This window comes from Magnetospirillum sp. UT-4 (genome assembly GCF_902729435.1).
In the GTDB taxonomy this organism is placed as follows: domain Bacteria; phylum Pseudomonadota; class Alphaproteobacteria; order Rhodospirillales; family Magnetospirillaceae; genus Magnetospirillum.
Genome location: NZ_CACVCG010000034.1, coordinates 1 through 21330 on the forward strand (window position 1 = coordinate 1; position 21330 = coordinate 21330).

The following is a 21330-nucleotide window of genomic DNA, read 5'->3' on the forward strand; positions in this document are numbered from 1 at the left end:
GGGCTAGGCGTGCCGAAGGATCGCATCAAGTTGCTGACCGGCGCCGAGGCAAGGAAGCTGGACGTCGAGAAGGCGTTGCTGACCTGGCTCAAGCCCCTCGTGGCCGGCGGCAAGTCGGACGTCTACGTCTTCTTCTCGGGGCATGGCCTGGCCTCGGACGACGGGCGGGACCTCTTCCTGCTGCCGTACGACGGCGACCGCTCGCTCCTCGACCGTTCGGCCATCCGCCGCAAGGAGCTGGTGGACGCCATCGTCGGCGCCGGGGCCGCCTCGGCGACCCTGTTCCTCGACACATGCTACTCGGGCGGCACCCGCAGCGGGGAGACGCTGGTGGCATCGGCGAGGCCCGTCCTGCTGGCCGCCAAGGAGGAGGCCGTGCCGGCGAACGTGACGATCCTGACTGCGGCGGCCAACGACCAGCTCTCCAGCACCCTGCCGGCGACCGGGCACGGCCTGTTCAGCTACTACCTGATGCGTGGGCTTGAAGGGGAAGCTTCGGGCGGTGGGCGAAGCCTCACCGCCTCGGACCTGCTGGGCTACCTCTCCTCCCGTATCCCTCCCGAGGCCGCGAAGCTGGTATTTGTCTCGGTAGCAAGACAGATTTGTAGTTCCAGGTTCGGCGCGGCCGGCCAAGATGTCGAGGTGCGGAAATGCCTTTGGTTTCAGACGGTTACACAAAGTCGGAACTGAGCGCCAAGCCTGGAACGTGGGTTCCAAGTTGGGAAGCCGAACTTGGTAGGCGCCTGGAGCTGGTCGCCTGCAGAATCGGGAAGGACAAATCCGTCCAGCTCGCGGGGCGATCATGGAAGCAGCTCCAGCGGTATTTTTCCGGAAACGATGTTCCGGTAAGTGTGCTGAAGTGCTTCGCAAATTCAGTTGGCGCCACGTCGGACTACGTCATTGATGGCGTCATTATTTCCGCGAATGACATAGAAATTGAGCGCTTGCTCATCGACCGAAAGCTACAGCTGCTTCGAGGCATGCGTAGTTCGGTCGACGTTTCCGACACCGAGAACAATCTGTTGTCATACTCACAGGAATTGGTTGGAAGGCTTATTGACCACAGAGACGTTGCTGCGGCAATTGGCGCGCACGGCACCACCATTGGCGTCGCGGCGCCATCGGCCGATGGTGTCCACATCACCGCGCTCGCCATCGACGACGAGCTGCTGGCCCGCATCGGCGAGGAGATCGCCGAGATGTACCGCCAGGAGAACGCCCGCATCGCCCAGCGCCAGATCGCCCGCCTGCAGGCCCGGCTCTACGGCGACCTGGTCGCCGCCTACCCCGACCCGGCCGAGCGCCTGGTCGGCCTGAAGGGGATGATCCAGCAGCTGCGCCGCGATCTCCGCTCACCCGCCCAGGACACTAGCAAACGCCTGGCCTGAGGGTGGTCAGGGCGCTCCCGCGCGGAGGTTACCCGAAAGACATGTCACCCGGCCCTTCGGCCAATATGACGGATGGACATGCATACAACCGAGCGGCACAATTCAGGTTTTTTATTCCCGGTTTGCCGTTGTCGATAGGAGTGGTCCATGGATTGGAAAAAATGGCTCGTTCGCGGAAGCCTCGGATTTCTTGGCGTAATCGTAGTGTTGGCGATGTTCACCAACAGTCAGGCGGACAAGAAGAGACCGCAGGTGAACTTCACCGTGGACGTAAAAACCGACGCAGTCCCTGCGGAATCAATCAAGGCAGCTATTACCGCCTTCGCGGAGAGCTGCCAGCCTCTTACGACGAAACATTGGGAAAATGTGAAGTCCGCGACGGCCGTGGTCGCTCCGGTCCCCGACTTCGCCAAATACCTGTTGGCCAAGGGGTGGACCTATATGATCGAGGTCGAGATCGCTCTGGCCGACAGGACGGACATACCGGTGACGGAAGAGTACGGCGTGCCCGATGGCCATCATCTCTTCTATACCCTTGGCGGCGGTCCCAACCCCGGCTTCTTCGCGGCCAAGGATGTTTCGCAGGCTCTATGCGGGATGCCGGTCAATCAGAAAGGCGTGAAGGCGTTTCGCGACCTGCCGGCGCTGTCGGTGCTTCCCTGACGAACCGCTCTCAGATGGCTCTGAGAGCCTTTCAAGCGGCCGCCCCTTACCCACACGCCCACTCCAACACCATGTGGCGGCCGGCCCGATTTTTGGACTACCCTCCAAAAACGAAGGGCGCCCCGATTTGGAGCGCCCCGCCGCCCGGAACCCTAGGCATATGGCCGTTGTCCCACGATGTCCCGCCCCATCCCGCCTTATCCCGGTTTCCCCCCAACACCAAGTGTCACCTCACAGCTGGGCCGCTCCCAGACCCCGCAGGTCGTCGGCGACGGCAACAGGGTGATTTCGACATGGTGACATCATGGGAGCCCGGAGGTGGTGGCAACGTGGACGCTCACAAGTTCGCGTTAACCAGTAAAGGATATAGGCAATGCATCCCGCTATTGTGCCAGTCCTCACCCTAATCTTAATGGCCATTGTCTCAAATTCGGCATCGGCAAATTGCGTCTGCCGCTGCGTGAACGGCCAGATGCAACCCCTGTGTTCAAACGTGTTTGATATTCCGCCTATTTGCCCGCCGACCGTGTGCGGCATCGTGCCACCCTCCATACAGCCGATCCAGCCTCCGACGGTACCTCCACTCGGAACCAACAACTGCCGGCCGGCTCAAGTCCAAAACCCGTTCACGGGGCAATACGAATGGCGCACGGTGTGCCGGTGAGCATGCAATTGTAGAAGCTTACGCGATGCTAATTGGAGAAACTGGATGGCTACCTGGGTCTTGCTGGCATTTCTTGCGCATCCCGGTACGGGGGCCGCTACTCTGACGGCCGAGTTCTCCTCGCGTCAGACGTGCGAGGCCGCAGCCAAAGCCATGAACGACCGCCACCGGGGGTTTGGATGGTACGTATGTGCCGAAAAATGAACGGGGGAATCAGTGCCATGCCTCATCGGCTATTGGTCTCCTTCATTGCCGTCGTGATGCTTGTGTCCTGTGCTGGACAAGGCACCGGCATCAAGGAAAACCAGGTCGAGAGACCCAAGGATGGCGGGGTGATTTTCTTCACCCAGTCGAGCGACCGACTCCTGATCTCCAGCGGCACCACCACCATCTACATCGACGGCAAATTTGCGGCAGAGGTGGACACCGACCGCTACGCAAAGCTCAACGTGCCCGAGGGCCAGCACACGATCACGGTGTTGTGGAGCGACCATCCGGGGATGACGCTTGGCATCGGAACGGAGAAGGCGTTCACTTTCCGCCCCATGACGATCTTCGTGAAGAACGCTGATATCCATTTTCTCAACGCAGAGTTCAGGGTCAATCTTCCGCCTCTTGGACATTTCCTCCAAATGCAGTCCTACGAGGAGGGCATCAAGCTTGTGTCAAGGCGAAAGGCAGCCGCTGTCGACTCTGCTTTCTTGACGGAGAGCAGCAGGTCGGTCGCCCAGGTCACTGCCACCCCTCTGGCAGGTCTGGATAAACTGAACGAGGCCGCGGCTTCAGCCGACTCCAACTTCCAGTCACCTCAACCGGCGCAGGCACCTTCGGTTAGGTCGGCCAAGTCCGACATCCCTCCGTCGTTCAGTGTTCCGCCGTCACTCTCCACCACCGACCAATCCGTAGCGGTTTCGGGAAAAGTCGCAGGTAGTGGCCGCATCGTTTCGCTAACCGTGGATGGAAGTGACGCTCCAGTAGCCCCGGACGGGATTTTCTCTTTCCGCCGTCAGGTCATGATCGGCCATAGCGAACTCAGGCTGGGGGCGGTCGACGAGTGGGGGCGGAAGGCCGAGGCCACCGTGAAGGTGACCCGCACCGCCGCCGCGTCGAAGTCTGATACTGCCTACGAACCTCTACGTCCTGATATGATCCGCGGCAAGTTGAGGCCCGATGCCTTGGCCTTGATCATCGGCATCGAACGATACGAGTCCGCACCTCCGGCCGAGTTTGCCGAGCGTGACGCGAGAGCCTTCTACGATTATGCGGTCAACTCGTTGGGGATCGCCCCGTCGAGGATCAAGCTCCTCACTGACGACAAAGCTCGCCGCATCAACATCGACAAGGCCCTGCTGACGTGGCTGAAGCCTCAAGTGGTGAAGGGAAAGACGGACGTCTTCGTATTCTATTCGGGGCACGGGCTGGCATCGGACGACGGCCGAGACCTTTACCTGCTTCCGAGCGACGGCGATGGTGCCTTGCTGAACCGAAGTGCCTTGCGACGTAAGGAAGTCATCGACGTCATCGTTGAAGCCGGGGCACGCTCTGCGACCTTATTCCTGGACACCTGCTACTCGGGCGGCACAAGAGGCAAGGAAACCCTGGTAGCGTCGGCCCGGCCGGTCGTTCTCGTGGGCAAGGACGAAGGTGTCCCGCCGAACGTCAGCATCCTTGCGGCCGCCGCCAATGACCAGCTTTCCAGTTCGCTGCCCGCAGTCCGGCACGGACTGTTCTCGTACTTCCTGATGAAGGGATTGGAAGGGGCAGCCGCCGAAGGCAAGAGCATCACTGTCGGCGGATTGGAATCTTTCATCGCCGGCAAGGTCTCCGTCGAGGCGGCTAAGCAAGGTCGGGCACAGACGCCCCAGCTTGTGGGCGACGGAAGCAAGGTGATCGCGACATGGTGAATGGAGCAACCACCTCGGCTGGAGCTTCGACGCTACGCGGCCTCGCTTTGGCCATCGTAACACTCCTGGCGGCGTGCTCGCAGAACAGCAAGCAGCGGAACGACGACTTCTGGGGGAACGCCATGAACGGTGCCGCGGGGGCAGGCGGCATCGGGGGACTCGTCGGTGTCGCAGTCCTGGCCGCGGCGAAGGCCGCCACCGAGCCGTCCGCCCAGGCCTACCCTACCGTACCCTATAGCCCCAGCCCACAGAGAACGCTGCCGGACAAGAATGGGCTCCTTTTCACAAGCATTTATATGGGAAACCTAGACTACGTGCGTGGCCTTCTCCGGGATGGCGCGAACCCAAATACTAGAGACGACAAAGGATGGACTCCCTTGCATGCCGCTGCGGAAGTCGGAAATGCCCAGGCAACTCGTATTCTTCTCGATGCGAATGCAGACGTAACGCAGAAGAACCGTTATGGTGAGAAAGCTGAATCAGTTGCGATCCGCAAAGGGTATATTGAGATTGCGAAGCTGCTGCATGGAGCCGAAAATTCTCTTTCCAGAGAGACTGGTGCTGCGGCTTCAGCCAACTCCAACTTCCAGTCATCTCAACCGGCGGAGGCACCTTCGGTTAGTTCGGCCAAGTCCGACATCCCTCCGTCGTTCAGTGTTCCGCCGTCACTCTCCACCACCGACCAATCCGTAGCGGTTTCTGGAAAAATCGCAGGTAGTGGCCGTATCGTTTCTCTATCCGTGGATGGAAGTGACGCTCCAGTAGCCCCGGACGGGATTTTCTCTTTCCGCCGTCAGGTCATGATCGGCGACAGCGAACTCAGGCTGGCGGCGATCGACGAGTGGGGGCGGAAGGCGGAGGCCACCGTGAAAGTGACCCGCACCGCCGCCGTGTCGAAGTCCGACACCGCCTACGAACCTCTGCACCCCGATAAGGTCCGCGGCAAGCCGCATCCCGATGCGTTGGCGCTCATCATCGGTATTGAACGTTACGAATCGGCTCCACCCGCCGAGTACGGAGCCAATGACGCGCGAATGTTCTATGACTACGCCGTAAATGCTTTGGGCATTCCGCCTCAGCGGATTACACCCCTTATTGACGATAAGGCTCGTCGGATCGATATCGACAAGGCGCTGCTAACGTGGCTGAAGCCACAGGTAGTGAAAGGCAAAACAGACGTCTTCATCTTTTTTTCGGGCCACGGACTTGCGTCGGACGACGGTCGGGATCTCTACCTGCTTCCGAGCGACGGGGATGGTGCCTTGCTGAGCCGAAGTGCAGTGCGACGCAAGGAAATCATCGACATCATCGTTGAAGCCGGGGCACGCTCTGCGACCTTATTCCTGGACACCTGCTACTCGGGCGGCACAAGAGGCAAGGAAACCCTGGTAGCGTCGGCCCGGCCGGTCGTTCTCGTGGGCAAGGACGAAGGTGTCCCGCCGAACGTCAGCATCCTTGCGGCCGCCGCCAATGACCAGCTTTCCAGTTCGCTGCCCGCAGTCCGGCACGGACTGTTCTCGTACTTCCTGATGAAGGGATTGGAAGGGGCAGCCGCCGAAGGCAAGAGCATCACTGTCGGCGGATTGGAATCTTTCATCGCCGGCAAGGTCTCCGTCGAGGCGGCTAAGCAAGGTCGGGCACAGACGCCCCAGCTTGTGGGCGACGGAAGCAAGGTGATCGCGACATGGTAAGGAAATCCATCTCCATCCTAGCCGCCTTGGCGGTGTCGGCTCTCGGCGCTTGCGTGAGCGCCCCCGAGATCAACAGGGCCACCTACGCCATGGATGCGGAGTGGCAGGTAGAGCTGGAGCGGCTTCGCGAGCAGGACGGAAGCAGGACCTACGGTGTGGGACGGGACGAAGCATTCGCAGCAATGCTCCGAGGCGTCCAGTCGCTCGGGCTGACGGTGTTGAGGAAGGACAAGACCTCGGGAACGGTCAAGGCGGTCGGCATCGGCCCCAAGCCGCTCACCGAGGAGGAGTGGGCACAGGCCGAGGCTGTGGACTCCCCGGCGATGCGACGCATCGTCCAGCGGGAGATCGGTCCCCTATCCAGCGCTCTCTTCTACTTGAAGGCCGATGCCTACCAGATGAACTTCACCGTCGTGGTGTCCGGCGACAGCAGGCAGTCGACCATCAGCCTCGATGCCGATATGGAACGGATCGCCCCGGGCATCTCGGGGGTGAGGTGGCCCAAGGCACCCCCGCCGGAAGCTGCCAAGATCGGACTGGCCAAGATTTGGCGGCATATGGAGCGTGAACTCGCCGCGCATCCGGTCAACGCCGGTCGGCCTGTGGCTCCGTCAGTGGTGCCGGTCGCCGCCGCCATGTCGGGGCCGACTTTGTCGATCGCTTCGGAGATCGAGACGAAGGACACGGTGGCGGTCATCTCGGGCTTCGCACGGAACGCGACCGAAATCTCGGTGGACGGCGAGATCGTGCCCATCCAGCCCAACGGCGCGTTCAGCAAGAGGCTTTATGTCCCTGTCGGTGGCAGCGACGTCCGGATCGTGGCCGTCGGGAAGTCCGGTGCGGTGGAGACCCGCCAGGTATCCGTCGTCCGCCGCATCGAGAAGGCCGAAGCGAGCTATGCCAAGCTCGATCCCAGCAAGGTCTCCGCAAAGCCGCGCCCGAACGCCATCGCCCTGATCATCGGGATCGACAAGTACGAGAACGCCCCTCCTGCCGAGTTCGCGGAGAAGGATGCTCGGCTGTTCTACGACTACGCCGTGAATTCGCTGGGCGTCCCACGGGACCGCATCAGGCTCCTGACCGGTTCGGAGGCTCGGAAGCTCGATGTCGAGAAGGCCCTGCTGAACTGGATGCGTCCGCTGATCGCTAGAGGTCAGACGGATGTCTTCATTTTCTTCTCCGGCCACGGATTGGCCTCGGACGACGGCAAGGACCTCTATCTCGTTCCGCACGACGGGGACCCAAGCCTGCTTGCGAGAAGCGCCTTAAGGCGGAAGGAGATCATCGACATCGTTGCCGAGGCCGGTGCGTCGTCCACGACGATGTTCCTGGATGCCTGCTATTCCGGCGGCACCCGCGGCAAGGGCACCCTTGTCGCCGCCGCACGACCGGTTCTTCTCGCCGCGAAGGATCAAGGCGTTCCCGCCAACGTCACCATTATCTCGGCGGCCGCCAACGACCAGCTATCGAGCGCTCTCATCCCAGCCGGACATGGCCTCTTTTCGTATTGGCTGATGAAGGGGCTGGAAGGGGACGCCGCCGGAGGCGGGCGGACCATCACTGCGGCCAAGCTCACGGGATACCTCGCAAAGAAGGTGCCTCCCGAGGCCGCCAAGCTCGGGCGGGTGCAGACGCCTCAACTGATCGGGGACGGCGACCAAATCGTGTCGAGTTGGTAACTTGAGGGGAACGGATCATGCTGAACAGGCTCCTCGCTGTAATGCTCGTCCTGCTGGCTTCTGGCGGTGCCAGTGCTGACACGATCGTTAACGCGCATTCCGTGGCAGTCATCATCGGCAATCGAATCTATGCCAGCGACCAAATCCCGGCAGTGGAGTACGCCCATCGCGACGCGGACGCCATGAAGCGCTATTTGGTCGAGGTGCTGGGGTATCGCACTGACAACGTCATCGATCTACGCGACGCCACCCAATCCCAGTTAGAATCTGTTCTTGGAAACTCACGCACATTCCAGGGCAAGTTGTGGCAGTTCGTTAAGGCGGGACAGTCCGACATCGTGGTTTACTTCTCTGGTCATGGAGCGCCCGGCATGAAAGACCGCAAGGGCTATCTATTGCCGACGGACGCGGATCCGTCCAGGCCAGAGATTAACGGTTATCCAATCGATCTGCTGATGGACAATCTGGCCAAGATTGACGCCAAATCCCGAATTCTATTCATTGACGCGTGCTTCTCCGGCGCCACACCCAAAGGCTCCCTCGTTGCCTCAGCCTCAGCCATCCACATTGTTCCGAAGGCCCCAGTTGCCACCCCCGGCCTTATCGCACTAACGGCCGGCCAAACTGACCAAATCGCCAGCTGGGACGAAAAGAACCATCACGGGCTCTTTACGGAGCATCTCCTGGATGGCCTTTACGGAAGAGCTGATGCGATGCCTTATGGGAACGCTGATGGCAAGGTGACGGCGTTCGAGGTCAAGGCATACTTGGATGATGTGATGACCTACGCTGCGCGACGCGAACACGGACGAATTCAAGTCGCATCACTCTACGCTATGCAGGACACGATACTTGTGTCCCTTCCAAACAGATCGGCTGTCGAGCGCCCTAGACTCCCGAACGACGCTGAACCTCAGGTTGCTGTTCGAGGCACGCCATCTGGCGGGAATTCAACGACTTCCACCGCGATAACAAATGAACGCGTGATGCGAGGTGGTCGCCTCTACGACAATTGGTACAAAGAACTAGCCGTCTCTCGCCCTAACGACCCACATCCTGCCTACCCGTTATCAGGTAAAGCTCCCAAAAATTCATGGAGGTGCCCTGCTTGCCATGGTTGGGACTATACCGGAGAAAGGGCTGTCGGTTTTCAGGGAGTTGTGAATGCGAAAGGCATGAGCGAGCAAGAGATAGTGAGAATTCTGCGTTCGGCCCCGCACTCCTATCCCATAAACCGAATCTCTGACTCGGATTTGTTGGACCTCGCAGCTTTCATATCGCACGGCCAAATTGACATGTCACTTTTCATCGATTTGCAGCAGAACATAGCGCGAGGACGTGCCGAGCTTGGGAAGGCGCGGTACCTTTCTGAGTGTGTCAGTTGCCACGGTGAAGATGGAAAGCAGCTTCCAGGCGCCTTGCCGTTGGGAATGGCGGCGGATTACCCTGCTGCCTTGCTGCATAAAATTGTCTTCGGGCAACCTGGTGAGACAAATCATTCATTCAACCAGGGAGGAGCGGCACACCTGCTGGCCTACATCAGAACTTTACCTCGTTAAGGGTATCAGGATGAGTCGACTGCTGCCTCGCAGGGAGGGATGCCGGAAATGCGACCGACCATCATTGTGGTCATTCTCTCGGCCAACCTGAGGGCCTGCACAGGAGCGCCACTTGCCTTCAGGATCTCGTCGCCGATGCGTATTGGTGATGGCTGCTAGCCCCAATACAGTTCACTTAACGATAACGATGGCGGCGACGATGTCGAATTCAGGCAGCGGCGGGTCGCCTTTCTTCCGGAGATGGTAGCCGCTCATCTGTAAGCGTCCCCTGACGGCTGCCTTGTGGCCGCTGCTCGGATCGGCGAGGAGATAGGCGTAAGGAGGTCCTTATGCCTATGCCAAAGACTATGGAGATTCTGACGTCGGTGGAGCGCCGTCGTCGCTGGACGAATGACGAGAAACGCCAGTTGGTTCTGGCGACATTGGCGCCCGGCGGTTCGGTTGCGTCGGTGGCCCGCGGTCGCGGGGTGTCGGCCAGCCTGCTGTATGCATGGCGGCGGGAGGTGCTGACCGGTGCGGAGCGCCGCCGGTTCGGCTACCGGCGCCTCGGGCTGTTGCTTTTCAGGGAGGGCGTGGTGATGAACCACAAGAAGCTGCTGCGGCTGTACAGCACCAAAGGGCGTGACGATCCACTCTGCATCGGCGAACGACCAGGTGTCATCGACTTTGCCTGCGGCAAAGCACGGGCTGTTTTCGTATTTCCTAATGCGGGGGCTGCAAGGCGAGGCGGACGGCGACGGCGACCGACGAATCACCGACGCCGAACTCCACGATTTCCTCGGTAGGCATGTGCCTTCGTTGGCGGCCATGCAGGGGCGGTCACAAACGCCACAGATGGTCGGAGCCGCTGCGGACCCGCTGGTTGTCTGGTAGTTCAGCGGCCCGGCATCACGTCTGGTGACTCGGGGGAAAGCGTCGGGGCACCCTGCCTAGCGGCAGGAGCGGCCTCTTCGGCCCCCGCAGGCTTCGGAAGCTGCTTCCTGGTCGGGACGACATCCTCGGACCCTGCGGGCACCATGGCCGGTGGCTCCTTGGCCTTAGGCTGGGCCACCTTCGGAGGCTCGGCCGGGGCCTCCGGCTTCGCGATCAGCGGAGCCTTCGGATCGACGGGGCCTGCCTGACGGCCCATGATCAGGACGGCGGCGAGGGCCGCCAGAGCCAAGCCGATGCCGGCGCCAACCAGTTGCCAGCGTAGCCATGATCCCCGAGACGTTGGCATGGCTGCCTGTCGAGGCTGGGCCGAGCCGATGGCGGCGTTGACCAGATCGGCAGGAGCCGCCGTCCTCTCCGCATCGACGGCCTCCAGGTACGCGGCGACGGAAGCAAGGTCATGCAGTGCTTCGGGGGAGGCAGCGAACACGGCGTCGGCTTCGCCTTGCCGTTCCTTGTCGGAGTGCCCGTCCAGTCTGGCGGCCATCATCTTTGGCGTGGCCTCCGACGGCCGTCCGTCACCGCCGACACGGGCCGACAACTCCGCGACCAGCCGGATACGACCCTCGTCTGCCCTGCTTTCCTCGGCCATCAGCCGCTCGATCAGCGAATGCGGTGTGTCGGTCACGGGGGCGTCTCTCCCTTCCACCACATTAGACGGATGCCCGCCAAAGTTTGACGGCAGGATTTCGTTCGAGGGCGTCACGGAGGCGCCCCATGACACGTTGCTTGAGTTTGTATATCTCTTCCACCGGTCGCCCCATCAATCTTGCCACCTCTCGTGCAGGGAGAGGCTCGCCGGAACCGAGGGCAATGCGCATATAAAGCTGTTCCGCATCGGTAAGTGCGCAGCTTGCCTCCCTCAGGGCTTGCGCAGCAGCCTCCAGCGTCAGCTCGTTTTCCTTTTCGATCATCAGGTCTTCCGCGGTTCCTTCCCCCGAAGCGATATCGGTAGCGCCGTCAATGGGAACGCTGACCATTGCGCTCCGCGGCCCATCCGCTGTACCTGTCACGCCAGACTTCTTCCGTCGGGACGCGGTGCGCCGGATGTGGTCGATGGCGAGCCGGTCTACCGCTTGTAGGATGAAGCCCGTGAAGCTTCCCGAGCCGGAATACGACTTGATACGCTTGAAGCCATCGGCAACCAAAGCCAGGCAGATTTCCTGGTAGGCGTCCCGTCTGATTTCGTCAAACTCCGGACCCGGCATCCGACGTCGAAGTATCCTGTCGATATCACGGCGGAAGAAATGTTCGAAGGCAGCCCACGCCTCCTTATGCCTGCCTTCTGAAATTCTTCGCATCAGCCGTTCCGCGAGAAATTCGCGCGCATGCAAGGCGACAAAAGTGTTGATCGAACCGGTGCCGTCGTATTGCCGAAGGCAACGAAACCCATCCGCGCGCAATGCATCGAAAACGGCTGTAAACGCTTCCCTTGCCTCAGGTTCCTCGCAGCAAGCGATTGAACATGCCGTCCAAGTCGTATCAGCCACGCGCTGCACGAACCCCGCCCATGCCTGCGTGGCATCTGTAAGCACCAGACGGACTAATTCGAGGTCTACGGCAGGACGGTCCTTGGGCATGGCTGGAGAACCACGTTGGGGTGCGGACACAACTCAGCTTCGCATTCCGCTGATGATTGCACGCGGCTATTCCGCGCGAAGACGTGCGCCCGTTCCAGACGAAGGCGCGCAGCTTTGATGTGCGACGCCTTTCGCCTGCCGGCCGCCAACTAGGTTGAATGAGGACATGGTTGTGGGTCAAGGCTCCTTGATTTTGGCGGAGGGAGTGGGGCGCCGGCCCGGGTCTGCCACAGCCGCATAGATTATCGGGGGCGCTCCGCACCCGACGAGTTCGTCCCCGCCGGGACGAAGGCCAGAGCGAGGTCGTTCCCTCCGATGCTGTCCCCGCCACAATCGCGGGACCAACGCGGACACCACACCACATTGACCCGCTCCAGCCATCCAAGGCCATGCTGTGGCGGTGACCCCGACCACGTAGAGAACCATGAGCCCGGCGGTGACGTATGCGAGAGGGCTTGACAGGCGCGATTAGAGAACGTCCGGGGACACGCCCCCGGAAGGCACCGGCTTCCCCCAGGTACAACAACAGCATGAGTTCGGTCCCAATTCGCGCGCACATGGGGCGTTTTGGTGTCGTATCGGACCAAGACGACACCACATCGGCACAACATCGCCCCGTCTTGCCCCCTATGTGCCGGTTTTCGTATCAAGTGGAGAAATGTAGGTGGGCGTAGACCTACGGAATGGAATTTAGTGACGAGGTTGTGCCGTAAAACGCCGCTATGGTCGCGCTATCGGGCTGTGTTTGTGGCAACACGTGCCAATGAAGTGCCGTTGTCGCAACAGCGTGTCGATGTCGGGCGTTATCGCCACAATTGCACACCGCAACGCCACGAATGCGTGCCGGTTCTGCGCCGGTAGCCATTAGTTGCAGTACCCACTGCATGGATGGGCGCCGACACGGCCGACCTACCCATTTTTCTCGGAGATGTCGGGCAAATGTGACAGGGACCGGAAGGAAATCCAGCCGCGCCACCAGGCCGGCGAACGAGCCCTTGCCCTGGGCGGCGATGATGCCGAACTCGGCCAGATGGGCGCGGATGGCGCAGATCAGCATGGTCCGCTGCCCTACCAGCAGATCGCGAGCCCGGTGCAGCATCAATGCCGCCTGTTGGTCGGCGGTCTTCACCGCCACGAACTGCATGTGCGGCCTGGTTACCGCCTCGCAGATTGCCGCCGCGTCCGCCGCGTCGTTCTTCTTGCCAAGCTTCACGTAGGGTTTGACGTGCGCCGGCGGCAAAAGCCGGACCTCATGGCCCAGCACCGCGATCTGCCGCGCCCAGTAATGCGAGGTGGCGCAAGCCTCAAGTCCCACCAGGCATGGCGAAATCTTGGCGAAGAACTTCAGCAATTCCGCCCGGCGGAGCTGACGCCGCACCACCACCGCTCCTTCCGCGTCGATCCCGTGCACCTGGAAGACGTTCTTGGCGATGTCCAAACCGATCGTGATAACCTTGTCCATGGACGGCCCCCTCTATGGTCAGTTTCCAACGACCACTGTGGCGCATTGCGACGCCGGGGAGCAGGGGCCGTCCACCCCATCACCGTAATTCATCACCGTAATTCTGGTCTGCCTTTCTTTGGCGGTCAATCCCATCACCTTTGCATCGATCTTTGAGCCCAGCGCTCGGTGTGGCAACTTAAGGGAGCGAAGCTTGCAAGGGGGGCCCCATGGAAGGGCGCATTATTCTAAAATATGACGGTGCCGCCGCGTCTGATGGCGAAATGGATGCCTACGCGGTAGCCGAAGCCATTCGTTCGTTTTCCGACTTCACCCGTGCCCTGGGAGATGGCGTCTACGGGAAAAACTCTCAGACCAAGGTGAGCGTAAAAGCGTTCAAGCAGGGCTCACATGAAATCGAGTTTTATTACCGGATTGCCGAGGCCTCCGCTGTGGTGGTTTCCGCGATGGGCGGAATGCCATCCCCTAGCGATCTCTGGACTTTGGCGAAAGAATGTTTCGCGTTGATCAAGCATCTTGATGGCGAACCGCCAAGACGTGTCCAAAAGGCTGGAGACGGGGCGGTCATGGTGGAAAACAACCATGGAACGATCAACAACTTCGCCGGAGCGACCGTCAATCTCATCATGCAGCCCCGCGTCAGCCGCGCGGCATCCGGTTTCGTAAAGCGTCCGCTCACGACCAGTGCAACGCGCCTCAGTGCCGCCCGCTTCGCGAGGCATGCGCTGCCGCCGGCATCGTCCCGTCGGTCACCTTCCACGCCTTGCGCCACACCCACGCGTCACACTTGGCGATGCGCGGCACGCCGCTGGTGGTGATCGCCGCTCAGCTCGGCCACAGCGATACCCGCATGGTGGAAAAGCACTACGCCCACTTGGCGCCGTCCTACGTGGCAGAGACGATCCGGAAGGGGTTTCCGAGGCTTGGGTTGCTGACTGCGGGGCTATGACTGAAGTATGTGCTTAGGTTTAACTAACAGGTCGTCATAGGAAAAACGAGGGGTTACGGTGACACTGCACTTAATTCAAAGGTCCTCTTTTCCGCCCCCGCCTCCCGAATTGGGAACCATGGAGCCCGGACAAGCGGCCAGCCTCTCCGGCCTGGCGCCCGTCGCGAGACAGTCGGGGCGGTGGACCGGAAAGGCATTCATCCGTGGCGGCCGCGCCAACGTCCGGCAAGCCCTCTACATGCCCGCCTTGGTCGCCATGCGTTTCAATCCGGACCTGAAGGCCAAATACACCCAGCTCGTCGCAGCCGGGAAGCCGCCCAAGGTCGCCATCACCGCAATCATGCGAAAGCTCATCGTCTTGGCAAACGCCCTGCTCAAGGCAGGGCGTCCATGGATGCCAAAAACCGCTTGATCAACACGGATACTCTAGGGGCCGAGCGGCGCACCGCGTTGGAAATGGGGTGCCGTCCAGCACCAAGAAGGGGGGCTTGGCCGCCATGGACTTGACGGGCGCGGGGAGTGTATATACATAACTGTATGGACAAAGGGGTGGCGGTGCATTGGACCTGGGACCCGGTGAAGGCGGACATGAACATGCGCAAGCATGGGGTCAGTTTTGACCTGGCCGCGCGCTCCCTTGGTGATCCGCTCGCGCTGACGCTGCCGGACCCATATGCCGCACAGGAACGATGGCGGACAATCGGCTCGCCGAGTGCTGCCGGAGCCGTGGTCCTCCTTGTCGTCCACACCTGGCCCGATGACGGCGACATTCCGGGCCGCATCATCAGTGCCCGTGTCGCCACCAGCCACGAAAGGCGCGCCTATGAAGAAGGGTAACCCGCAGCCGTTGACGCCCGAATTGCAGGCGGAGCTTGACGCCCTCGCCGCGCGGCAGGACGGCGGGATCGACACCGGCGACATGCCGGAGGTCACCGACTGGAGCGGTGCCATCCGGGGCGCGTTCTTCCGCCCGATCAAGAAGCCGCTGTCGCTCCGCCTGGATGCCGACGTGATCGCCTGGTTCAAGAAGGATGGCGAGGGCTATCAGACCCGCATCAATGCCGCCTTGCGCGAGTACATGGATCGGCATGGCGCGGATCGGCGCTGAAGAGCGAGAAGCAGGATGGAGTTACGGTGCCGCCGCACTCAACTCAGATGTCCGCATACCTTCCACCACCTCCCAAAGCAGCCCCCTCCCGTCCGTCGCTGCGGGGCATCAGCCCGCTCACGCCGGCCGCCTCTGGCAAGCGCCATGACCGGACAACGGCGCCGTCGTATAGTGGGCTCCGTCACCGCCGGAAAAGGCCCGTCCCATGCTGATCCTCATCCACCCCGACGCCGAGTCCGCCTGTGCCACCGCCGCCCGGCTGCTGGCCGAGCTGATCCGGTCGAAGCCGGATGCCGTGCTCGGGCTGGCGGCGGGGGCGACGCCGCTGCCCGCCTATGACCGGGTGGTGGCCGAGGCGGGGCGGGGGCTGGAGTGTTCGCGCCTGACGGTGTTCGGCCTGGACGAGTACGAGGGGGTGTCGCCCGATCATCCCGCCGCCTGCACGCGGGCCATCCTCGACCGCTTCGTGCGGCCGCTGCGGCTGGGGCCGGAGCGGGTGCATCTGCTGGTCGGCGACGGCGGGGCGGAGGCGCGCTGCGCCGCCCACGAGGCGGCCATCCGCGCCGCCGGCGGCATCGACCTGCAGGTGCTGGGGCTGGGGGTCAACGGCCATGTCGGCTTCAACGAGCCCGGCTGCAGCCTGGCCGGGCCGACCCGGCGGGTGGCCTTGAGCGCCCGCACCCGGGCGGTCAACGGGCCGGGTTTCGGCGGACCCGAGGCCATGCCGGCCACCGCGCTGAGCATGGGGCTGGGCACCATCCTGGCGGCCCGGCGCATCCTGCTGATGGCCACTGGCGGGTCCAAGGCCGAGGCGGTGGCTTCCATGGCCGAGGGGCCGGTGACCGCCATGGTCCCGGCCTCGGCGCTGCAGACCCATGCGGCGGTGGTGGCGGTGGTGGACGAGGCGGCCGCCGCCCGCCTGCGCCTCGGCGACGACTACCGCCGGGCGGCGGCGCTGCTGGCGGCCTCGCCCTGGTAATACCTCTGGCGTAGCCCCATATCCTTTTTCGTGTTTCACTCCTGTAGGGAAGGAAGCCGGCCAGAAGGCCGGGGCACGGGAGGAGATGGGCATGGATAACCTGATCGAGCTGGTCGACGGCGCCAACGCGCTGTTCGGGGCGGTGTTCGTCCTCGGCGTGGGGGCCATCCTGGCGGTGGCGGCGGTGCTCTACGTCATCGACGTCACCCAGACCACCCACGCGGTGCGCCGCAATTATCCGGTGATCGGGCGCTTCCGCTATTTCTTCGAATATCTGGGGGAGTTCTTCCGCCAGTATTTCTTCGCCCAGGACCGCGAGGAGATGCCGTTCAACCGCGCCCAGCGGGCCTGGGTCTACCGCGCCGCCAAGAACCTGGACGCCACCGTGGCGTTCGGCTCGACCCGGGCGATCCGCCAGCCGGGCGAGCTGTTGTTCGTCAACGCGCCCTTTCCCACCCTGGACGAGGAGGCGGTGGCGCCGCGCCTGCTGGAGATCGGTTCCGGCTGCCGCAAGCCCTATGTGCAGGATTCCCTCTTCAACATCTCGGCCATGAGCTTCGGCGCCCTGTCGGTGCCGGCGATCCGGGCGCTGTCCATGGGGGCGGCCAAGGCCGGCTGCTGGCTCAACACCGGCGAGGGCGGCTTGAGCCCGCATCACCTGGAGGGCAATTGCGACCTGGTGTACCAGATCGGCACCGCCAAGTACGGCGTGCGCGATCTCGACGGCCGCCTCGACGAGGGCCGGCTGGCCGAGCTGGCCGAGCTGGAATGCGTGCGCATGTTCGAGATCAAGCTGGCCCAGGGCGCCAAGCCGGGCAAGGGCGGCATCCTGCCGGGCAACAAGGTGACCGCCGAGATCGCCGCCATCCGCGGCATCCCGGTGGGCGAGAATTCCATCAGCCCCAACCGCCACCCCGAGATCGACAGCCCCGACGGCCTGCTCGACATGGTCGAGTATGTCCGGGTGGTGACCGGCAAGCCCACCGGCTTCAAGACGGTGATCGGCGATTTCGCCTGGCTGGACGAACTGATGCGGGCCATCCACAAGCGCGGCCGCGCCTCGGCCCCCGACTTCATCACCGTCGATTCCGCCGATGGCGGCAGCGGCGCGGCGCCGCTGGCGCTGATGGACTATGTCGGCCTGCCGATCCAGGAAAGCCTGCCCGGACTGGTCGACGTGCTCACCCGCTGGGACCTGCGCCAGCGGGTGCGGGTGATCGCCTCGGGCAAGCTGGTCACTCCGGCCGAGGTGGCGTGGGCGCTGTGCGCCGGCGCCGACTACGTCAACTCGGCGCGCGGCTTCATGTTCGCGCTGGGCTGCATCCAGGCCATGCAGTGCAACCGCAACACCTGCCCGACCGGCGTCACCACCCACGATCCCCGGCTGCAGCGCGGCCTGGTGCCCGGGGACAAGGCGCAGCGGGTGGCCTCCTACGTCCGCAACATGACCCACGAGGTCGGCATGATCGCCCATTCCTGCGGCGTGCCCGAGCCGCGGGCGCTGAAGCGCAGCCATTGCCGCATCGTCCAGCCCGACGGACGCTCGCGCTCCATGGCCGAGGTGTTCCCCGAGGCGGAGCGGCTGCCGGGGTTGTAGCGCCGACGCTCAGCGGGTCGGCGTGGCGACCAGGCCGAACCAGTATTCCTGGATGGAATGCACGGCGGAGACGAAGGATTCCAGGTCCACCGGCTTGGTCACGTAGCCGGCGGCGCCGAAGTCGTAGGAAGCCTGGATGTCCTTGTCGTTGCGCGAGGTGGTCAGCATCACCACCGGGATGGTCGCCAGCACCTCGTCGGCCTTCAGCGCCTTCAGGACGTCGGGGCCGCGCATGCGCGGCATGTTGATGTCGAGCAGGACCAGGTCGGGCAGGCCGTGGCCCGGTGTGCCGACCCGTTCACGCAGCATCGCCAGGGCGGCGACGCCGTCATGGGCGACGTCGGTGCCGCAGGCGAAACGCCCCTCGGCGATGGCCGCCTTGATCAGCCCCACATCGCCGGGATCGTCGTCGATGATCAGGATGTGGAAAGATGGCGTCTTGCCCGTCCCCATGGCGCTTTCGCTGTGTCCCCGGTTCTGTGCACATAACTTAGGTCAGGGGTACACCCTTCGACAAACGAAAAACCGGTGATCAGGCCATCATCTTCCACCAGCGCCGCGCATCGGCCGCCGTCCATTCCGGGCCGTGGCCCGAGAACAGCAGCGCCTGGTCGGGCAGCAGGCCGAGCAGGCGGGTGATGGAGGCCCACAGCTTCTCCTCGGAGCCGCCGGGCAGGTCGGTGCGGCCGACCCCCTGGCGGAACAGGGTGTCGCCGGTCAGCACGAAGGCGCCGAAATCGTAGCAGACGCCGCCGGGGGTGTGGCCGGGAGTGTGGATCACCCGCACCGCCTGCCCGGCCAGATCGAGGGTCGGTTCGCCGGTGAAGGGGCGGATCTCGGCCGGGCCTTCCTGGGCCTCGCCGGTAAAGGTGCGGTTGAGGTCGCTGGCCCGCGCGATCACCGGGGTTTCATCGGCATGGGCCAGGGTGGCGAGGCCGAAGGCCTTCTCAAGGGGCCGTGCCGCCCCCAGATGGTCGGGATGGCCGTGGGTCAGCCAGATCGCCCTGGGGCTCGCCTTCTGGTCGGACAGGGCGGCCAGGATGCGGTCGAAATCGCCGCCGGGGTCCACCACCACCGTGTCGCCCGATGGACGGTGGCGGACGATGAAACAGTTCTCGTACCAGGGCGGGCTGGTGACCACCACGGTCAGGCTGAGGTCGCCGAACTCTCCGAGGGTATGGACGCTCATGTTGGTGCCTTCCGCGAAATCCTTCGCCACCGGTATAGACCATGGCCGCGGCAACTTCCAGGCGGCGATCTTTACCGGCCGCTAACCGGCAGGGCCGACAATGACGGACTCGGCCACGCCATCGGGGCATCCCATGACCGAACCCAGCGAATCCGGGGAAGCCGCCCCCTTTCCGACGGCGCGCGAGGAAATCGACAGCAGCCTGTTCCGCGTCGAGGTGGAAACCCCGCAGACCCTGTCACCCGCCTTCAAGCTGGCCTTCGAGGACACCGACTTCCTGCTGCGGCCCGATCTGCGGGCGGTGCGCCTGCAACTGGAGCTGCTGAAGCCCGAGCTGATGCAGCAGGAACAGGGCATCCGCTCGACCATCGCCATGTTCGGCTCGGCCCGCATCGCCGACCCCGACACCGCCCAGGCCGCCCTTGCCGGCGCCGAGGCCGAGGCGCGGGCGCGGCCCAAGGACCGCGATGCCGGGCGCCGGCTGGCGGTGGCCCGGCGCATGCTGGCCAATGCCCGCTATTACGAGGAGGCGCGGCGCCTGGCCACCATCGTCACCAGCAATTGCGTCGACGACCATTGTTCGGACCTGGTGGTCAAGACCGGCGGCGGTCCCGGCATCATGGAGGCGGCCAATCGCGGCGCCGCCGAGGCCGGCGGCAAATCCATCGGGCTCAACATCGTGCTGCCGCTGGAGCAGGCGCCCAACCAGTACGTCACCCCGGATCTGTGCTTCCGCTTCCACTACTTCGCCATCCGCAAGATGCACTTCATGATCCGGGTCAAGGCGCTGGTGGTGTTCCCCGGCGGCTTCGGGACGCTGGACGAGCTGTTCGAGGCGCTGACCCTGATCCAGACCGGCAAGATCGAGCCGATTCCGGTGCTGATGTTCGGGCGCGAATACTGGCAGCGCGTCATCAACTTCGACGCCATGGCCATGGAGGGCATGATCGGGCCGAAGGACAAGGACCTGGTCACCTTCGTCGAGACCGCCGAGGAGGCATGGTCGATCATCGCCGATTTCTACGGGATTCCACGGTGATATCGGGTGAATGCCCGATAGGCCGGTCGATCGGACTGGCCTAACCTTTCGGGCAGCCCCGCACACGGACTCCCGGGGGGGAGGGGGCGGCGCGGCGGCGGCGGAACCCTTCCGCCGCTGCCGCGAAATTTCACGCACATGGCGGTATTGCAGGGGGTGGCGCTTTTCCGCCCGCCTTTGCTGGCGTATGATGGGGGCATACGGCAGAAGGAGACAGCCATGTCCCACAACATCCTCTCCGTGATCTCGGCCATGGCCGAAGTGGCGACGGTCACCCACGAGGAGCCGACCACCCGCAAGCCCAAGCGCCCGGTCATCACCATCTCACGCGACTACGGCTCGGGCGGCGACATCATCGCCACCCGGCTGGCCCAGCGCCTCGACATCCCGCTCTACGACGAGCATGTGCTGAAGGAGGTGGCGACGCGGCTGCATGACGACCCGGCAGTGGTCAAGATGCTGGACGAGGGCTTCGGCCGCGCCAAGGACATGTGGCTTTACCGGCTGTTCTCGGGCAAGGACGTCAGCCCCGACAGCTACCGCGACACCCTGGTCAAGGTGGTGATGAGCCTGGGCCGCCTGGGCGGCGTCATCCTGGGCCGCGGCGCCCACGTCATCCTGTCCGAAGCCTGCGCCCTCAGGGTGCGCGTCACCGGCTCGCCGGACGTCTGCGCCCGGCGCATGTTGGGGTCGGGGCACGGCAGCTTCGAAGAGCAGATGGCCAAGGTCAAGGAGGTCAACCACCGACGCGGCAAGTTCGTGTGGGAGGTGTTCAACTCCCGCCTGTCCGACGCCAACCAGTTCGACATCGACATCAACACCGACCGCATGGGCGATTTCGAGGACGTGGTCGAGATGCTGATCGTGATGGCCAACGCCGTCCATTCCGGCCGCGTGCTGAAGTTCTGAGGTCTGGGCTTCCTCCCCCGGCGCGGCCGGGGGAGGACAA

The 21330-nt window shown here is 63.3% G+C and carries 20 protein-coding genes and 3 pseudogenes; 18 read left to right on the forward strand and 5 right to left on the reverse strand.

From position 1 onward, the window contains the following. From MTBUT4_RS02755 to MTBUT4_RS19865, 9 genes and pseudogenes are all read left to right on the forward strand, one after another. The coding region (locus MTBUT4_RS02755) for a caspase family protein (RefSeq protein ID WP_173978137.1) at positions 1-690 on the forward strand (690 nt) is incomplete at its 5' end. Positions 691-980: 290 nt separating this feature from the next. Further along, positions 981-1388 carry a hypothetical protein gene (locus MTBUT4_RS02760; protein WP_173978138.1) on the forward strand — a complete coding sequence of 136 codons (408 nt, stop codon included), beginning with the start codon at positions 981-983 and terminating at the stop codon, positions 1386-1388. A gap of 147 nt (positions 1389-1535) precedes the next feature. Continuing rightward, positions 1536-2051, forward strand: coding sequence for a hypothetical protein (locus tag MTBUT4_RS02765; RefSeq protein ID WP_173978139.1), 516 nt, complete (start codon positions 1536-1538; stop codon positions 2049-2051). Positions 2052-2936: 885 nt separating this feature from the next. Then, complete coding sequence (locus MTBUT4_RS02770; RefSeq protein WP_173978140.1) at positions 2937-4619, forward strand: caspase family protein; 1683 nt, start codon at positions 2937-2939, stop codon at positions 4617-4619. A gap of 296 nt (positions 4620-4915) precedes the next feature. Continuing rightward, the gene (locus MTBUT4_RS02775; protein ID WP_254434716.1) at positions 4916-6310 is read left to right on the forward strand and encodes an ankyrin repeat domain-containing protein; all 1395 of its coding nucleotides are present in this window, start codon (positions 4916-4918) and stop codon (positions 6308-6310) included. Then, entirely contained in the window at positions 6304-7989 is a 1686-nt protein-coding gene (locus MTBUT4_RS02780) for a caspase family protein (RefSeq protein ID WP_173978142.1), read from the forward strand. The genes MTBUT4_RS02775 and MTBUT4_RS02780 overlap by 7 nt, the downstream gene beginning before the upstream one ends. A gap of 17 nt (positions 7990-8006) precedes the next feature. Beyond that, on the forward strand, positions 8007-9548 hold the full coding sequence (locus MTBUT4_RS02785) for a caspase family protein (RefSeq protein WP_173978143.1): 1542 nt from the start codon (positions 8007-8009) through the stop codon (positions 9546-9548). A 347-nt stretch (positions 9549-9895) separates the two neighbouring features. Continuing rightward, positions 9896-10054: pseudogene (locus tag MTBUT4_RS19860) on the forward strand (transposase); the annotation flags it as partial. Positions 10055-10066: 12 nt separating this feature from the next. Beyond that, a pseudogene (locus MTBUT4_RS19865) lies at positions 10067-10204 on the forward strand (IS3 family transposase); the annotation flags it as partial. A gap of 218 nt (positions 10205-10422) precedes the next feature. On the opposite strand, the gene MTBUT4_RS02795 reads toward MTBUT4_RS19865, so the two are convergent. The 3 genes and pseudogenes from MTBUT4_RS02795 to MTBUT4_RS02805 all read right to left on the reverse strand — a co-directional run. Next, entirely contained in the window at positions 10423-11106 is a 684-nt protein-coding gene (locus tag MTBUT4_RS02795) for a hypothetical protein (RefSeq protein WP_173978145.1), read from the reverse strand. Between the two features lie 25 nt (positions 11107-11131). Then, positions 11132-12058, reverse strand: a complete 927-nt coding sequence (locus MTBUT4_RS02800) for an RNA polymerase sigma factor (protein ID WP_254434709.1) — start codon at positions 12056-12058, stop codon at positions 11132-11134. Between the two features lie 964 nt (positions 12059-13022). After that, positions 13023-13520 (reverse strand): annotated as a pseudogene (locus MTBUT4_RS02805) (IS110 family transposase); the annotation flags it as partial. Positions 13521-13729: 209 nt separating this feature from the next. On the opposite strand from MTBUT4_RS02805, the gene MTBUT4_RS19410 reads away from it, so the two are divergent. The 7 genes from MTBUT4_RS19410 (at position 13730) to MTBUT4_RS02835 (ending at position 18153) form a co-directional block, all read left to right on the forward strand. Further along, positions 13730-14338, forward strand: a complete 609-nt coding sequence (locus tag MTBUT4_RS19410) for a hypothetical protein (protein WP_254434710.1) — start codon at positions 13730-13732, stop codon at positions 14336-14338. Further along, positions 14284-14469, forward strand: a complete 186-nt coding sequence (locus tag MTBUT4_RS19870) for a tyrosine-type recombinase/integrase (RefSeq protein ID WP_371737469.1) — start codon at positions 14284-14286, stop codon at positions 14467-14469. Before MTBUT4_RS19410 ends, MTBUT4_RS19870 begins: the two co-directional genes overlap by 55 nt. Positions 14470-14587: 118 nt before the next feature. Continuing rightward, positions 14588-14881, forward strand: a complete 294-nt coding sequence (locus MTBUT4_RS02815) for a transposase (protein WP_254434711.1) — start codon at positions 14588-14590, stop codon at positions 14879-14881. Between the two features lie 125 nt (positions 14882-15006). After that, positions 15007-15306: a BrnT family toxin gene (locus MTBUT4_RS02820; RefSeq protein ID WP_256367209.1), complete on the forward strand. Its 300-nt coding sequence runs from the start codon at positions 15007-15009 to the stop codon at positions 15304-15306. Then, positions 15293-15577: a BrnA antitoxin family protein gene (locus MTBUT4_RS02825; RefSeq protein ID WP_173978146.1), complete on the forward strand. Its 285-nt coding sequence runs from the start codon at positions 15293-15295 to the stop codon at positions 15575-15577. Before MTBUT4_RS02820 ends, MTBUT4_RS02825 begins: the two co-directional genes overlap by 14 nt. Positions 15578-15782: 205 nt before the next feature. Then, complete coding sequence (locus tag MTBUT4_RS02830) at positions 15783-16556, forward strand: glucosamine-6-phosphate deaminase (protein WP_173978147.1); 774 nt, start codon at positions 15783-15785, stop codon at positions 16554-16556. 91 nt (positions 16557-16647) lie between these two features. Then, positions 16648-18153 carry an FMN-binding glutamate synthase family protein gene (locus MTBUT4_RS02835; RefSeq protein WP_217424100.1) on the forward strand — a complete coding sequence of 502 codons (1506 nt, stop codon included), beginning with the start codon at positions 16648-16650 and terminating at the stop codon, positions 18151-18153. 9 nt (positions 18154-18162) lie between these two features. Here MTBUT4_RS02835 and MTBUT4_RS02840 read toward each other — a convergent pair whose 3' ends face one another. Together MTBUT4_RS02840 and MTBUT4_RS02845 are read right to left on the reverse strand one after the other, a co-directional pair. After that, a complete protein-coding gene (locus MTBUT4_RS02840; RefSeq protein ID WP_173978149.1) occupies positions 18163-18606 on the reverse strand; it encodes a response regulator in 444 nt (147 codons plus the stop codon). 79 nt (positions 18607-18685) lie between these two features. Then, the gene (locus MTBUT4_RS02845) at positions 18686-19342 is read right to left on the reverse strand and encodes an MBL fold metallo-hydrolase (protein ID WP_173978150.1); all 657 of its coding nucleotides are present in this window, start codon (positions 19340-19342) and stop codon (positions 18686-18688) included. A 133-nt stretch (positions 19343-19475) separates the two neighbouring features. On the opposite strand from MTBUT4_RS02845, the gene MTBUT4_RS02850 reads away from it, so the two are divergent. After that, positions 19476-20381: an LOG family protein gene (locus tag MTBUT4_RS02850; RefSeq protein ID WP_173978151.1), complete on the forward strand. Its 906-nt coding sequence runs from the start codon at positions 19476-19478 to the stop codon at positions 20379-20381. A gap of 219 nt (positions 20382-20600) precedes the next feature. Further along, on the forward strand, positions 20601-21290 hold the full coding sequence (locus tag MTBUT4_RS02855) for an AAA family ATPase (RefSeq protein ID WP_173978152.1): 690 nt from the start codon (positions 20601-20603) through the stop codon (positions 21288-21290). The last annotated feature ends 40 nt before the right edge of the window (positions 21291-21330 follow it).